This is a genomic window from Pseudomonas sp. AC211 (assembly GCF_979258055.1).
On record NZ_OZ409830.1, the window covers coordinates 3,077,244 to 3,091,143 of the forward strand.

Genomic DNA, 13,900 nt, shown 5'->3' on the forward strand with positions numbered 1-13,900 from the left:
GTCGCGCCAAAAACCTCCGTCATCCTCGCGAACGCGGGGATCCAGAATTTCAAGCCCTACGCCCGACTACCCCCCACCCCGCAAGCCCTCACTGCCCCAACCCATACTTCCTAACCTTGTCAAACAACGTCGTCTTAGCCATCCCCAGCTCCAAACTCGCCTGACTCAAATTCCCCCCGCTGCGCTGCAACGCATCGCTCAACAAATTGCGCTCAAACGCTTCCACCGCTTCAGAAAACGCCAACGGCTGCGCGCTCCCCGCTCCGGTTTTTTTGAAAGCGGGCAAACCCAGGGCAAAGCGCTCGGCGACGTTGCGCAGTTCGCGTACGTTCCCGGGCCAGTCGTGGCTCATGAGGTGCGACAAGGTCTGGTTGTCCAGCTCTGGCACCGCGCGATCAAAGCGCAAGGACGATTGCTGCAGGAAATGTTCGAACAGTTGCAGGATGTCTTCGCGGCGCTCGCGCAGCGGCGGCAGTTCCAGGGTCACGACATTGAGGCGGTAGTACAAGTCGCTGCGAAATTCACCGGCTTTGCTCGATTCGTCGAGGTCCGCTTTGGTCGCAGCAATTACCCGGCAATCCACCGCCACGCTCTGGTTTGAGCCCAGGCGTTCCAGGGTGCGTTCTTGCAACACGCGCAGCAGTTTTATTTGCAACGCCAGCGGCATGCTTTCCACTTCGTCGAGGAACAAGGTGCCGCCGTCGGCGTGTTCGATTTTGCCGATGCGGCGTTTACCGGCGCCTGTGAAGGCGTTGGCTTCGTGGCCGAAAATCTCGCTTTCGAACAGGTTCTCCGGCAGCCCGCCGCAGTTCAGCGCAACGAACTGTTTGCTGTGCCGACGGCTGAAATCGTGCAGGCAGCGTGCGACCAGTTCTTTGCCAGTGCCGGTCTCGCCTTCGATCAGCACGTTGGCCGAGGTGTCGGCGACGTTGGCGATCAGTTCGCGCAGCTGCTGCATGGCCGGCGAGCGGCCGATGATCCGTCCTTCCAATGAATTGCGTTCGGCCAGTTGCCGACGCAATGACGACACCTCGCGCGCCAGGCTGCGTTGCTCCAGCGCCCGGCGAACCACGTCCACCAGGCGCTCTGGCGAAAACGGTTTCTCCATAAAGTCGTAGGCGCCCTTCTGCATCGCGTCCACGGCCATGGAAATGTCGCCATGACCGGTGATCAACACCACTGGCAGGCTGCGGTCGCGGGCTTTGAGCTGGGTGAGCAGTTGCAGGCCATCGATGCCCGGCAGACGGATATCGCTGATGACAATGCCGGCAAAGTTGTCGCCCACCTGCGCCAGCGCTTCCTCGGCGCTGCCGACGCCGGTGCAGGGGATGTCTTCCAGGGCCAGGGCCTGCTGGCAGCCGAGCAGGACGTGGGGGTCGTCTTCAACAATCAGCACGCTAAGTTCAGGGTTCATAGAGGCTCGCCAAGGTGGGGGCTCGCTAACGCTAAGCTGAGAACGAATGTGGTGCCACCGTCGGCCGGGTGTTCAACGCCCAGGTGCCCGCCCGTTGCGGCGGCCAGGCTGGCCGACAGCGTCAAGCCAAGGCCCAGGCCCTGCTCGCCGGGTTTGGTGGTGAAGAAGGGTTCGAATAAATGTTTACGCGCTTCGGCATCGATGCCGTGGCCATTGTCGCGCACGCGCAGCAGGTATTTGCCGTCCTGTGTTTCGCCTTCCAGCCACAGCTCGGGCTGCGGTTGCGCCTGCATGGCGTCGAGGGCGTTGCCGATCAGGTTGACCAGAATCTGTTCCAGGCGCGTCTGGTTGATGAGCAACTGCACATCGGCGAAGTCGCGGTGCACGGTCAGGCGCATGTCGTCCAGCCGGCCACCGAGCAATTGCAGCGCGGCGTCTACGGCTTTGCCGAGCGAGGCCTGGCCCTTGTCGTCGCCGCGTCGGGCGAAGGAGCGCAGGCTGGCGGTGATGCGGCCCATGCGGTCGATCAGTTCGTTGATGGTGGTGAGGTTGGTGCTGGCCACGTCCAACTGCCCGCGCTGCAGAAAGCGCACGGTGTTGCCCGACAGCGTGCGCAGCGCCGCCAGCGGCTGGTTCAATTCGTGGGCGATGCTGGTGGACATCTGTCCGATGGCAGCGAGCTTGCCGGCCTGCACCAGTTCGTCTTGATAGCGTCGCAGCGTTTCTTCGGCCTGGCGCCGCTCGCGTATTTGGCCTTTTAGCCGCTCGTTGCTGGCGCGCAGGTCGGCGGTGCGTTCGGTAATCCGACGCTCCAGTTGATTGTTGGCTTCCTGCAAGGCTTCGCGGGCGGCGAGCCGGGTGGCGATGACCTTGCGCCGCTCGTTCCAGGCGATCAGCAGAAACGCCACGAAGGCAAACCCCACCGCCAGCAGAATGCCCTGGTTAATGGCTTGGCGGCGCAGGTCCTGCAGGGGCGTGAGCAAGGTGAAGTTCCACGGCGTGTCACTGAGCGGCCGGGTTTGCGCCAGGTAGCTGATGTTGCCGTCGTCGCCCTCTACTTCGGTGTTGGCAGGAAAGGTGAGTTTCTCTTCGCCTTCGGCCAACTTTTCGCGGTCCAGCGGCTGCAGCTCGTTGAGCGGAAACCAGTAGTACTGCAGGCTGCGGGCGAGTTTTTCTTTGATCTCGTCAGTGAGCGGCAGCACCGACTTCAAGCGCCGCGCCGGATCGCTGGACAAGATGATGATGCCGTTTTCATCGCTAACAAAGGCTTCCAACCGCGCCCGCTGCCAGCGTTCTTCCAGCGGTTCCAGGCGCACTTTCACCACCGCTACGCCAATGACTTTGCCGTGTTCTTCAAGGCCATGGGCCAGGTAATAACCGGGTTCGCCGTTGGTGCTGCCGATACCGTAGAAACGCCCCGGCTGGCTGCGGATGGCGCTCTGGAAATAGGCACGAAACGACAGGTCTTCGCCCAGATAGCTATCGACATCGCGCCAGTTGCTGGTGGCCATCACGCGGCCGGTGGTGTCCATCACGTAAATGGCGCGGCTGCGGCTGCGGCGGTTCAGGCCTTCGAGGTAATCGTTGACGGTTTGCCGATGCTCTGGCGTTGGATCGGCCAGCAGCTCGGAGACGCTGGACTCAAGCTCCAACAGGCTGGGCAAATAGGTGTACTTGCTGATCTCGCTTTCAACCGCGCGGGCATGCAGTTCCAGCTGCCGCTGGCCGTTTTCGCTGAGGCTGCGAATGCCCACGTGCTCGCTGGCCCAGAAGCCGACAAAGCCCAGGCTGATCATCAGGGCGATGACCAGTGGCGGCAGAAAGAGGTGGCGGATCAGACGGGGTTTCACGGCGAGTGATGGCGACACGGCGCGATGGAGAGAAGAGTCGCATTTCATCACATAACCTTTTCTTGCACCTAGCTACGGCTACTGCGCGAACGCCATCCGCACCCGGGCAGTGCTCGGAATCCTCACGTACTTGAGTACGCTGCGGTTCCTGCGCGCTGGCCGGCTACGGCTGACGTCCGCTCGCTACGCCTCTTACTGTGGGAAAAGCAGAGCGGTGCAGGGGTGTCTCCGCTGCTCTGCTTGCATCAACGCGTAGCAAGCGGATGTCGCGATTATCGGCCAGCCCGCAGATAGCCTCAGTGCTGCAAAATCTTGTTCAAAAAGTGCTGAGTCCTTTCGGCGCGCTGGCTGATGTCGCCGAAGAATTCTTCCTTCTTGCAGTCTTCAATGATTTTGCCGGCGTCCATGAAGATCACGCGGTCGGCCACTTTGCGGGCGAAGCCCATTTCGTGGGTTACGCACATCATGGTCATGCCTTCCTGGGCCAGTTGCACCATCACGTCGAGCACTTCGTTGACCATCTCCGGGTCGAGGGCCGACGTCGGTTCGTCGAACAGCATGACGATGGGGTCCATGGCCAACGCTCGGGCAATCGCCACGCGTTGCTGCTGACCGCCGGAGAGCTGGCCCGGATGCTTGTGTGCATGCGCCGACAGGCCAACCCGCTCAAGCAATTGCAGCCCCTTGGCGGTGGCCTCTTCCTTGCTGCGGCCGAGCACTTTGATCTGCGCGATGGTCAGGTTTTCGGTGATGGTCAGGTGCGGGAACAACTCGAAATGCTGGAACACCATGCCCACGCGCGAGCGCAGTTTGGGCAGGTTGGTTTTCGGGTCGGCAATGGAGGTGCCGTCGACCACGATGTCGCCCTTTTGAAACGGCTCCAGCGCGTTGACGCATTTGATCAGGGTGGATTTACCCGAGCCCGACGGCCCGCACACCACGATCACTTCGCCTTTCTGGACTTCGGTGCTGCAATCAGTCAGCACCTGGAAGTCGCCATACCACTTGTTGACGTTCTTGATGGAGATCATACGGCGAACCTCTTTTGCAGACGCTTGACCAGCAGCGAGGCGGCAAAGCTGATGGTGAAATAGGTAACCCCGGCGAAAATCAGGAACTCGTTCGAGCGCCCGATAATGTCGCCACTGGCGCGCGAGGCGTTGAGGAAGTCGACCAGGCCAACGGCGTACACCAGCGAGGTGTCCTGGAACAGGATGATGCTTTGCTGCAACAGCAGCGGGGTCATCTTGCGAAAAGCCTGGGGCAGAATAATCAGGCGCATCACTTGGCCGTAGCTCATGCCGAGTGCTTGCGCCGCGCCCATCTGGCCCTTGGGAATCGACTGCACGCCGGCGCGGACGATTTCGCAGAAGTACGCGGCTTCAAACATCATGAAGGCCACGATGCATGAGGCGAAGGCGCCGATGGGCGTGTCTTCGCCCGTGATCCAGCGCAGCACGAACGGCACCGCCAAGTAGAACCAGGTGATGACCAGCAGCAGCGGTATCGAACGGAAGTAGTTGACGTAGGCGCCAGCCAAGTTGGCCAGCAGCTTGTTGTGCGACAGGCGCATCAGCGCCAACACGGTACCGAGAATAATGCCGCCGACCACGCCTAGCGCCATCAGTTGCAGGGTCAGAATCATGCCGTTCCACAAGCCCGGCAAGGCCGGAACGATGCCCGAGAAGTCGAGTTCCATCACTCACCCCCCTACGGAAATCAGGCCCGGCACCGCGACTTTTTTCTCCACCACGCGCATCAGCAACATCAGGCTCATGTTCAAGGTGAAATAGATCAGCGTGGCGAGGGTAAACGCCTCAAACAGGTTGGCGGAAAACTCGGCGGTCTGTTTGGTCTGCGCGAGCAGTTCCATCAGGCCGATCAGGGAGGCAACCGAAGAGTTTTTGAACACGTTCAAGAACTCGGAGGTAAGCGGCGGAATAATGATGCGGTAAGCCTGCGGCAGCAGCACGTTCCAGTAGATTTGCGCCAGGCTGAAGCCCATGGCTCGCGCGGCGGATACCTGGCCACGGGGCAGCGCCTGAATGCCGGTGCGCACTTGCTCGCACACCCGCGCGGCGGTGAACAGGCCCAGGCAAACGACCACGCTCAGGTAAGCCGAGGTGGTGGGATTCAAGTCTTGCTTGTACCAATCCTGCAGGTTTTGCGGCAGCAGATCGGGCACCAGGAAGTACCAGATAAACAGCTGCACCAGCAGCGGCACGTTGCGAAACAGCTCGACGTAGCAGGTAGCGATGCCGGCCACCAGCCGGTTTGGCACGGTGCGCATAATGCCCAGCACCGAACCCAACAGCAGCGCGACAATCCAGGCCACGACGGCAATGGCGATGGTCCAGCCCAGCCCGGAAATGAACCAGTCGAGATAGGTCTCGCTGCCCACGCCGGTGGACCTGAAGAACACATTCCAGTCCCATTTGTAATTCATTCGGGTCTCCCCTCAGATCGTTCGAAAGACACAGGCTCGCCGCGGTCCGCGCAAACGGCACGCAGCACTCTCCCGAGCGCTTGGCGCACTCGGGAGGTACGGTCAGAGAGGGATCAGGACTTTTTGTCGTCAGCCGCTTTGTCGGTCGGGTTGGCGATCAGGGCCTTGAGTTCTTCGCTCATTGGGAAGTTCAGGTTGAGGCCTTTTGGTGGGATGGGCTTCATAAACCATTTGTCGAAAATGGCATTGATTTCGCCCGACTTGTAGACACCGACGATGGCGTCATCGACGGCCTTTTTGAACGGCTCGTCGCCCTTGCGCACCATGCAGCCGTAAATTTCGTACGACTGCGGGGTGCCGGTGACGGCCCAATCATCGGCGCGCTTGGCCTTGGCGGCTTCGCCGGCCAGCAAGGCGTCATCCATCATGAACGCCACGGCGCGACCCGACTCCAGCATCTGGAACGACTCGCCGTGGTCTTTGGCCGAGATCACGTTCATGCCCATCTGCTTGTCGGCGTTCATGGACTTGAGAATGCGCTCGGACGTGGTGCCGGCGGTGGTCACCACGTTCTTGCCTTTAAGGTCGGCGAAGTCTTTGTACACCGAGTCTTTCTTGGAGAGCAGTCGGGTGCCGATTTCGAAAATGCCCACGGAGAAATCAACTTGCTGCTGGCGTTCCACGTTGTTGGTGGTGGAACCGCATTCCACGTCGACGGTGCCGTTTTGCACCAACGGAATACGGGTTTGCGAGGTAACCAGGTTGTACTTGACCTTGAGGTCGGGCATGTCGAGGTCTTTCTTCAGCGCTTCGACAATTTTCAGTTGCAGGTCGTGGGAGTAGCCCATCGGCTTGCCGCTGGCGTCGGCGATGTAGGAGAAAGGGATCGAGGCGTCACGGTGACCGAGGGTGATCACGCCGGATTCTTTGATTTTTTTGAGGGTGCCGGTCAGTTCGGCAGCAACAGCGTGGGGAGCAAGCAGAGCGGCGGCCATGGCTGCGCCCAGGAGATGGGGGACGATGCGCATCAAATTTCCTCAATGTTGTTTTTTTTATGGAGCCAGTTCGCTGGCCCTTTTGTGCGTTGCCGGCTCGCCACCGTCGAAGGGGTTGGCGTAACGAGCAGTCATTGGGGATAGAGCATGTCTTGTGCCAAGGCTGACTAAAACCAGTAAGCGACTGATCCATAAGACTTTTTATGCTTAACCGGCAAGACCAACCTGACGGCAATGTCCGGTTTCCCGAACCGACCAGCAAGTCGCGTTCGGAAAACCGAGCGCCGGACGCTGTGCAGATTGACGCGCTGGATCACCTGATTGGCGCAGTCGGGCAAGCCGGTGCGCTGGCCGTTGGGCACACTGCGGGGCATGGATTTTCACCTAGGCTGATTCGACCGACCGTGCCGTGAGCACGACTATGCAGGAGAGCATGATGTCCAGAGGCGTTCCGATTCCCCGTCACCCCGACAACGATTACTCCACCGAACAGGCCACCGTGCGCCGCGAGTTCATCAAGGCGCAAACCGGTGCCTCGCTGGATACCGTCGGCCAGTACGCCATCGACCCAGAAGTCACGCGCGGCAACATCGAAAATTTTATCGGCGTGGTGCAAATGCCCCTCGGCCTGGCGGGCCCGCTGCGCATTGAGGGCGAACATGCGCGCGGCGATTTCTACATTCCCATGGCCACCACCGAAGGCACGCTGCTGGCCAGCTACAGCCGTGGCATGCGCGCCATCAGCGCCTCGGGTGGGGTGAAAACCACCGTGGTCAAACACTCCATGCAACGCGCCCCGGTGTTTATGTTCAACGACGCCCTGCAAGCCCGCGAGTTTGGCGCCTGGCTGGTGAGCGAGTTCGAAACCATCAAGGCCGTCACCGAAACCACCACCCGCAGCGGCAAGCTGTTCGAGATCGAGCAGTACCCGGTGGCGAACATGCTCTACACCCGCTTTTGCTACACCACGGGCGATGCCGCCGGGCAGAACATGACCAGCAAAGCAACGTACGCTGCCTGCGAGTGGATCAAGGCTAACCATCCGCTTCAGCCGCGCTACATTCTTTCCGGCGCCATCGACACCGACAAAAAACACTCGGCCATGAACATGATCCAGACCCGTGGCAAACGGGTGATCGCCGAGTTCACCCTCAAGCGTGAAGTGGCCCATGAACTGCTGCGCGTTGACCCGGCCAACCTGTATCGCTACCGGCAAATTGCCGCAGTGGGCGCCATTCAAGCCGGTGCCGCGTACAGCGGTGCGCATTCGGCCAATGGCTTGGCGGCGCTGTTTATCGCCACCGGGCAAGACGCCGCCAACGTGGCTGAATCCCATGGCGGCATTACCTACGGCCAACTGTTGGATAACGGCGATTACTACTGGTCGGTCACCCTGCCCGCCGTCATTTGCGCCACCCATGGCGGCGGCACCAGCCTGCCAACCCAGCGCGAGTGCCTGCAAATGCTCGACTGTTACGGCGCCGGCAAGGCCGACAAGCTGGCGGAAATCATCGCCGCCGTGGTGCTGGCTGGCGATGTGTCATTGACCTCGGCGATTTTGGCTGGCGATTGGGTGAGCAGCCATGAGGCGCTGGGGCGTAACCGCTAAGGCGCTGTAGCCAAAGCAAAAGATCGCGGCTGAAGCCGCTCCCACAGGTTGCGTGGGAGCGTGCTTGCTGGCTGCTACAGAGACTTGGCAGTCATTTCCTTGGCCCGCGCCGACTCCTGTTTCTGCGCCGCCACTTCACGCTGGGCGGTGGCCAGGTCAAACGCGTTGTCCCATTTGGCGATGGCGATGGTGCCGATGCCGTTGCCTATCAGGTTGGTCACCGCCCGCGCTTCGTTGAGGAAGCGGTCGATGCCCAGCAGCAGCACCAGCCCTACCAGTGGAATGGAGTGAATCGTGGTCAGCGTCGCGGCCAAGGTCACAAAGCCGGCGCCGGCTACCCCGGCCGAACCTTTGGAGGTCAGCAGCAATACGCCCAGCAGCACCATCTGGTCCCACATGGTCAGCGGCGTATTGGTGGCTTGCGCGACGAAGATCGCCGCCATGGTCAGATAAATGCAGGTGCCGTCGGCGTTGAAGGTGTAGCCGGTCGGCAGCACCATGCCCACCACTGATTTCTTGCAGCCGAGTTTTTCCAGTTTGACCATCATGCGCGGCAGCACAGCTTCGGTTGAACAGGTGCCGAGGGTGACCAGAATTTCATCCTTGAAGTAGCGCAAAAATTGCAGCAACGGCAGCCCCGACCACCTGGCCACGGTGCCCAGCACTAGCACCACAAACACTAACGTGGTCAGGTACAGCGCGACCAGCAATTGGCCCAGCGACAGCAAAGTGCCAATGCCGTATTTGCCGATGGTGAACGCCATGCCGGCACCGGCACCCAGCGGCGCCAGGCGCATGACCATGGCGACGATTTTGAACAGCCCTTGCAGGAACAGGTCGATGGTGTTGATCAGCGGCTTGCTCACCTCGCCCATCTGCACCAGCGCCACGCCCATCAGCACCGAGATCAAAATCACCTGCAGCATGGAGCCTTTGGCGAAGGCGTCGATAAAGGTGTGCGGAATGATGTTGAGGAAGAAATCCACCGCGCCGCCCTGCTCGCTTGCGACCTGGGTGTACTTGCCGATGGCGCTGCCATCAAGCGATTCGGTGTTGATGTTCATGCCCACGCCGGGCTTGAGCACGTTGACCACCACCAGGCCAATGACCAGGGCGATGGTGGACAGAATTTCAAAATAGATAAGCGCCTTGACGCCGATGCGCCCCACTTCCTTGATGCTGCCCATTTTGGCGATGCCGACCACCACGGTGCCGAAAATGATCGGCGCCAGGAGCATTTTGATCAGCTTGATAAAGCCGTCTGCCAAGGGTTGCAGGCGGGCTGCGAATTGCGGTTCGACGTAACCCAGTACCGCGCCGATGGCGATACCGATCAGGACCTGAACATACAGCTGGCCATACCAGCGCGTTCTGGACGTTTGCATCATGCACCTCGTTTTATTGTTGTGTTCGGTGGGTGTGACCGGGCGCCTGTGCGGCGCGCTAAAAACGCCACTGCCCCGCATGTGGCGAGGCAGTGGAAATGCTCAATCAGCCCCTCGCCCAGTTCGCGCATTACCGCGTACAGCGCCGACTTGGCCTCAAAGCCCACGCCTGGAATATCCGGCAGGCCGACGTAACCGTCTTGCACCTGAATGCCGTCGGCGAAACCGCCGAAGGGCTGGAACACATCCGGGTAGGATTCGTTGCCGCCCAGGTGCAAACCGGCAGCGATGTTCAGCGACATCTGGTGGCCGCCGTGGGGCACCACGCGGCGCGACGACCAGCCCAGTTCCTCCATGACCTTGAGCGTGCGCATGTACTCCACCAGCCCGTACGACAGCGCGCAGTCGAACTGCACATAGTCGCGGTCGGCACGCATGCCGCCGTGGCGCAGCAGGTTGCGCGCGTCCTGGTGAGAGAACAGGTTTTCGCCGGTGGCCATCGGCAGTTCGTAGTGATTGGCCAGCTCGGCTTGCAGGGCGTAGTCCAGCGGGTCGCCGGCTTCTTCGTACCAGAACAGGTTGTACGGCTTGAGCGCCTCGGCGTAGGCAATTGCCGTGCGTTGATCGAAGCGGCCATTGGCATCCACGGCCAACCGGCTGCCGTCGCCCACGACTTTGATCACCGACTCGATACGGCGAATGTCTTCGGCCAACGGCACCGCGCCGATTTTCATCTTCACCACGTTGTAGCCGCGGTCGAGGTAGCTGCGCATTTCGTCTTGTAGCTTGGTGTCGTCTTTGCCGGGGTAGTAGTAACCGCCGGCGGCGTACACCCACACTTGTCGTCGGCCTGGCCGTTGCGGTAACGGTCCGCGAGCAGGCGGTACAGCGGCTTACCTTCAATTTTCGCCACAGCATCCCACACCGCCATGTCGATGGTGCCGACTGCCACCGAGCGCTCGCCGTGGCCGCCGGGCTTCTCGTTGGTCATCAGGGTTTTCCAGATGGCGAACGGGTCGAGGTTGTTGTGTTCCTTGTCGATCAGCGACTCCGGGTCGGCTTCGGTGATGCGCGCCAGGAAGCGGTCACGCATCAGCGCGCCCTGACCGTAGCGGCCGTTGGAGTTGAAGCCGTAACCGATTACCGGCTTGCCGTCGCGGATCACATCGGTAACCACCGCCACGACCGAACAGGTCATTTTCGAGAAGTCGATGTAGGCGTTGGCAATGGGCGAGGCAATGGAAACGGTTTTCGCGGATGTCGACGATACGCATGGCGCGTTCCTCTTGTTGTTGAGGAGGTCACCGTAAACTTGGCTCCGGAGCGCGCCCAATGCTATTAATGCGGCACCCCATGCACAAACGGCATTGCCCCGATGGAACTCGTCTGGCTCGAAGATTTTGCAGCGCTGGCCACCTATGGCAGCTTCGTTCGCGCCGCCGAAGCGCGGCACATTACGCAACCGGCATTTAGCCGCCGGGTACGTTCACTGGAAACCTGGCTGGGTGTCGAGCTGTTCATTCGCACGCCCCAGGGCGCCACGTTGACCGAGGCGGGCAAGCACATTCTGGCCAGCGCCCAAGACGCCGCCAGCCGGCTGTACCGCATTCGCGCCGAAGCCCAGGAAGTGGCCGGCAAAGCGGCGAAAACCCTGCTGTTTGCCGCCACCCATTCGCTGTCGTTTACGTTTTTCCCGCGTTGGATTCGCAGCGCCGACAAAGGCGCGCCCATTGAAGCAGTGCGCCTGGACTCCGGCAGCATGGCGGTGTGCGAGCACATGCTGGTGCACGGCCAGGTGCAGTTTTTGCTCTGCCATCGCCACCCCGACGTGCCGCCGCTGCTGCCGCCGGAGCAGTTCGTTAGTAAGGTGATTGGTCACGATGTGCTGATGCCGCTGATGGGCGCTTCGGCCGAGTTTGGCAACGGCGCCGACGCCCTGCCCTACCTCGCCTACACCGAAGAGTCGGGCCTGGGGCGAATCGTCAGCCACCGCTTGCTGGGCGAGCAAGCGCCGCCGTTGGAACCGCTGTTCAGCAGCCCGTTGGCCGCCGTGCTGATGTCCATGGCGCTGGAAAACAAAGGCATCGCCTGGTTGCCCAAAAGCCTGACGGAGCAGGAAATCGTCGACGCGCGGCTCAGGCGCGCCCTCGATGAGCGCTGGGATATACCGCTGGATATCCACATCACCCGCCCTGTCGCGCCCATCAGCCCGTCGGCTGAAGCGTTTTGGGAGAAGCTGGGTTAGCTGGTGGCTTCACGCCGTTGCGGCATGAAACCACCCCGTGCGCACGGCTCAGCTCACCTGATCGAGCAGGTCGTTACGGACAAACTCGCGCACCATCGCCAGATGGTTTTCCTCTTGCTGAAGGGCCTTCTCGAACGTATTGGCAATCAGCGGGTGACCGCCCTTTCGCGCCAGCTCTATCAGCAACTCCCACGCGGCGTTGTCTTCCAGTTCGATGGTCAGAATCGCGCTCATCGACTGCGACACGGTGGTGCGTGGGTCGGTGATCACTTGCAGCACGCCCATGGCTTTGACCCCGGCCACATCAGCGCACGGCGTCATGGCAGTCGGGTCGCCGCCTAGGGTTTCGATGGCTTCGCGCACCAGGTTCATGTGCTCGGCTTCCTCGCGCTGAATGTGCCGCAGTGTGTCGACCAGGCCAGGATCGGCGCCCGGCGCGGACGTGGCCTTGGCGATCATGGCTTCATACAAGCGCACGCCGGAACGCTCGAAGGCCAGGCGTTCACCCAGCTTGTCGATCAGCACTTCGGGCGCCTTGCCCATGGTTTTATCCAGCGCGGTTTTCACCATGCCTTTAGCGTTGCCGGGCGCGGGCACAGAGCCGATCAAATCCGCCTCACGAATCGCCCGTTCACGCTCGGCGGTGTACGCGCTGATGTCGCCAGGCACGTCGGCGGGAAACAGGCGAGTCGCTTCCAGTTGCCGGGCCGTGTGCTCCGGCGAGGTCTGCACGCCAGTGCGGTTGCTGCCGATGATAACTTGACGCTCTGTCATAGCTTTTCTCCCACTGGGTTGAGTTCCGTGCCGGGTTTAAAGGTGTAGCCGGCCGAGACGACGTTGGCAGGCACACCGCCTGAGTTGACCTCACTGCGGTAGTCCAGCGACGGCCGGCCTTCTTGTTCCTTGGGCACGTAGTCGATGCCATGGGCGCGCAAATCCACTTCGCGGGACAAGGTTTCGCGCACGAAATCGCGCTGGCTTTTGAACTCGATCATGCGTGGCAGCTCGCCGGCGAGCACCTCGGCCGGGTCACGGCGCTCGTATTTTTTAAACAGCTCGCAGGCCAGGTTGAGGTGGCCCAGTTCGTAGTCAACGAAGCGTTCCCAGAGCGCCTTGATGCGCGGATTTTCTTCCTGCTCGGCGCAGCTGGCGTAGGTGTAAACCTCCATCGCTTCGTGCACCAACCACTTCTCCATAAACGATTCGCTGGGGTCTTGCAGCGAGCCGTATTGGGTAACGTGCTGCTCTTCCACCGAGGCGATTTCGGCATACAACGCACGGGCCACCGGATCGGCAAACAGCGGGCCGATGTTCATGTAGTAGTCGTGGGTCTGGTACTCGGCGCCGGTGATCAACGCGGCGTGAATTTTGGTGATCAGCGCAGCGCTGTCTTTCTCATAGTTGTTGCGCAGGTCGTCGTCGGGCGCGCGGTGATGCTCGCTGGTGGGCCGGCCGGGAACCAGGTCGGTGTAGCCCTGCAAAATATTGTTGGCGTCTTTGCCCTCCAGCCGATCAAGCATCGCGGCGTAGCGATACAGGTGGTCGAAGTCTTCCAGCAGGCCGAAGCGGTAGGTTTGCGCCTGGTACGGATCCGGCTCGTTCTGTGCCACCGCAGCGGTTACCTCTATCGCCACCTGCTCATACGCGACGGTGGTTTCCAGCGGCGAATGGTCAGCCGACAACAGCCAGTTCACGGCGGTCATCTGATGCTGCTCGGCGCGGCGAACCTGGGCCAGCGGCAGTTGCAATTCCTTGTGGAAACGCGCGCCGAAATGCTTGAGCCGCAGCGCGTCAGACTCCACACCATTCATCAAAATCACCCTCACTCGGGTGAATGCATCGTCGTCCAGTTTGCTGATCGGTTTGCCGGCCAGGTCGCGCCAGGTGAAGGTTTGTTTGTCCAGGGGCGTTCCCCTGTTATCCAACAGTGAGTCGATTTTCGACATGGGTTGAAGT

Annotated in this window: 11 protein-coding genes and 1 pseudogene; 2 read left to right on the forward strand and 10 right to left on the reverse strand. The window is 61.1% G+C overall.

What is annotated here, in order from left to right; all coding sequences use genetic code 11:
* Positions 1 to 88: 88 nt before the first annotated feature.
* The 6 genes from aauR to ACZZZP_RS14455 form a co-directional block, all read right to left on the reverse strand.
* Entirely contained in the window at positions 89 to 1,414 is a 1,326-nt protein-coding gene (gene aauR, locus ACZZZP_RS14430) for a two-component response regulator AauR (protein WP_463536628.1), read from the reverse strand.
* Positions 1,411 to 3,312, reverse strand: coding sequence for a two-component sensor histidine kinase AauS (gene aauS / locus ACZZZP_RS14435; protein ID WP_463383182.1), 1,902 nt, complete (start codon positions 3,310 to 3,312; stop codon positions 1,411 to 1,413). The genes aauR and aauS overlap by 4 nt, the downstream gene beginning before the upstream one ends.
* 248 nt (positions 3,313 to 3,560) lie before the next feature.
* Positions 3,561 to 4,295, reverse strand: a complete 735-nt coding sequence (locus ACZZZP_RS14440) for an amino acid ABC transporter ATP-binding protein (protein WP_463383183.1) — start codon at positions 4,293 to 4,295, stop codon at positions 3,561 to 3,563.
* Positions 4,292 to 4,963, reverse strand: a complete 672-nt coding sequence (locus ACZZZP_RS14445; RefSeq protein WP_122494929.1) for an ABC transporter permease subunit — start codon at positions 4,961 to 4,963, stop codon at positions 4,292 to 4,294. Before ACZZZP_RS14445 ends, ACZZZP_RS14440 begins: the two co-directional genes overlap by 4 nt.
* A gap of 3 nt (positions 4,964 to 4,966) precedes the next feature.
* Complete coding sequence (locus tag ACZZZP_RS14450; protein ID WP_463536629.1) at positions 4,967 to 5,710, reverse strand: amino acid ABC transporter permease; 744 nt, start codon at positions 5,708 to 5,710, stop codon at positions 4,967 to 4,969.
* Positions 5,711 to 5,823: 113 nt separating this feature from the next.
* Positions 5,824 to 6,738, reverse strand: a complete 915-nt coding sequence (locus ACZZZP_RS14455; protein ID WP_122494925.1) for a glutamate/aspartate ABC transporter substrate-binding protein — start codon at positions 6,736 to 6,738, stop codon at positions 5,824 to 5,826.
* A 403-nt stretch (positions 6,739 to 7,141) separates the two neighbouring features.
* Between ACZZZP_RS14455 and ACZZZP_RS14460 the strand changes: the two genes are divergently transcribed.
* Positions 7,142 to 8,314 carry a hydroxymethylglutaryl-CoA reductase gene (locus tag ACZZZP_RS14460; protein WP_463383185.1) on the forward strand — a complete coding sequence of 391 codons (1,173 nt, stop codon included), beginning with the start codon at positions 7,142 to 7,144 and terminating at the stop codon, positions 8,312 to 8,314.
* 74 nt (positions 8,315 to 8,388) lie between these two features.
* Here the strand turns inward: ACZZZP_RS14460 and dctA are convergent, their stop codons facing one another.
* Positions 8,389 to 9,699 carry a C4-dicarboxylate transporter DctA gene (dctA, locus tag ACZZZP_RS14465; RefSeq protein ID WP_463383186.1) on the reverse strand — a complete coding sequence of 437 codons (1,311 nt, stop codon included), beginning with the start codon at positions 9,697 to 9,699 and terminating at the stop codon, positions 8,389 to 8,391.
* A 110-nt stretch (positions 9,700 to 9,809) separates the two neighbouring features.
* A pseudogene (locus ACZZZP_RS14470) lies at positions 9,810 to 10,973 on the reverse strand (mandelate racemase/muconate lactonizing enzyme family protein); the annotation flags it as partial.
* A 101-nt stretch (positions 10,974 to 11,074) separates the two neighbouring features.
* On the opposite strand from ACZZZP_RS14470, the gene ACZZZP_RS14475 reads away from it, so the two are divergent.
* On the forward strand, positions 11,075 to 11,944 hold the full coding sequence (locus tag ACZZZP_RS14475) for a LysR family transcriptional regulator (RefSeq protein WP_463383188.1): 870 nt from the start codon (positions 11,075 to 11,077) through the stop codon (positions 11,942 to 11,944).
* 48 nt (positions 11,945 to 11,992) lie between these two features.
* Here ACZZZP_RS14475 and ACZZZP_RS14480 read toward each other — a convergent pair whose 3' ends face one another.
* Together ACZZZP_RS14480 and ACZZZP_RS14485 are read right to left on the reverse strand one after the other, a co-directional pair.
* Positions 11,993 to 12,718: a ferritin-like domain-containing protein gene (locus tag ACZZZP_RS14480; RefSeq protein ID WP_463383189.1), complete on the reverse strand. Its 726-nt coding sequence runs from the start codon at positions 12,716 to 12,718 to the stop codon at positions 11,993 to 11,995.
* Positions 12,715 to 13,890: a hypothetical protein gene (locus ACZZZP_RS14485; RefSeq protein WP_463383190.1), complete on the reverse strand. Its 1,176-nt coding sequence runs from the start codon at positions 13,888 to 13,890 to the stop codon at positions 12,715 to 12,717. Before ACZZZP_RS14485 ends, ACZZZP_RS14480 begins: the two co-directional genes overlap by 4 nt.
* Positions 13,891 to 13,900 lie beyond the last annotated feature (10 nt).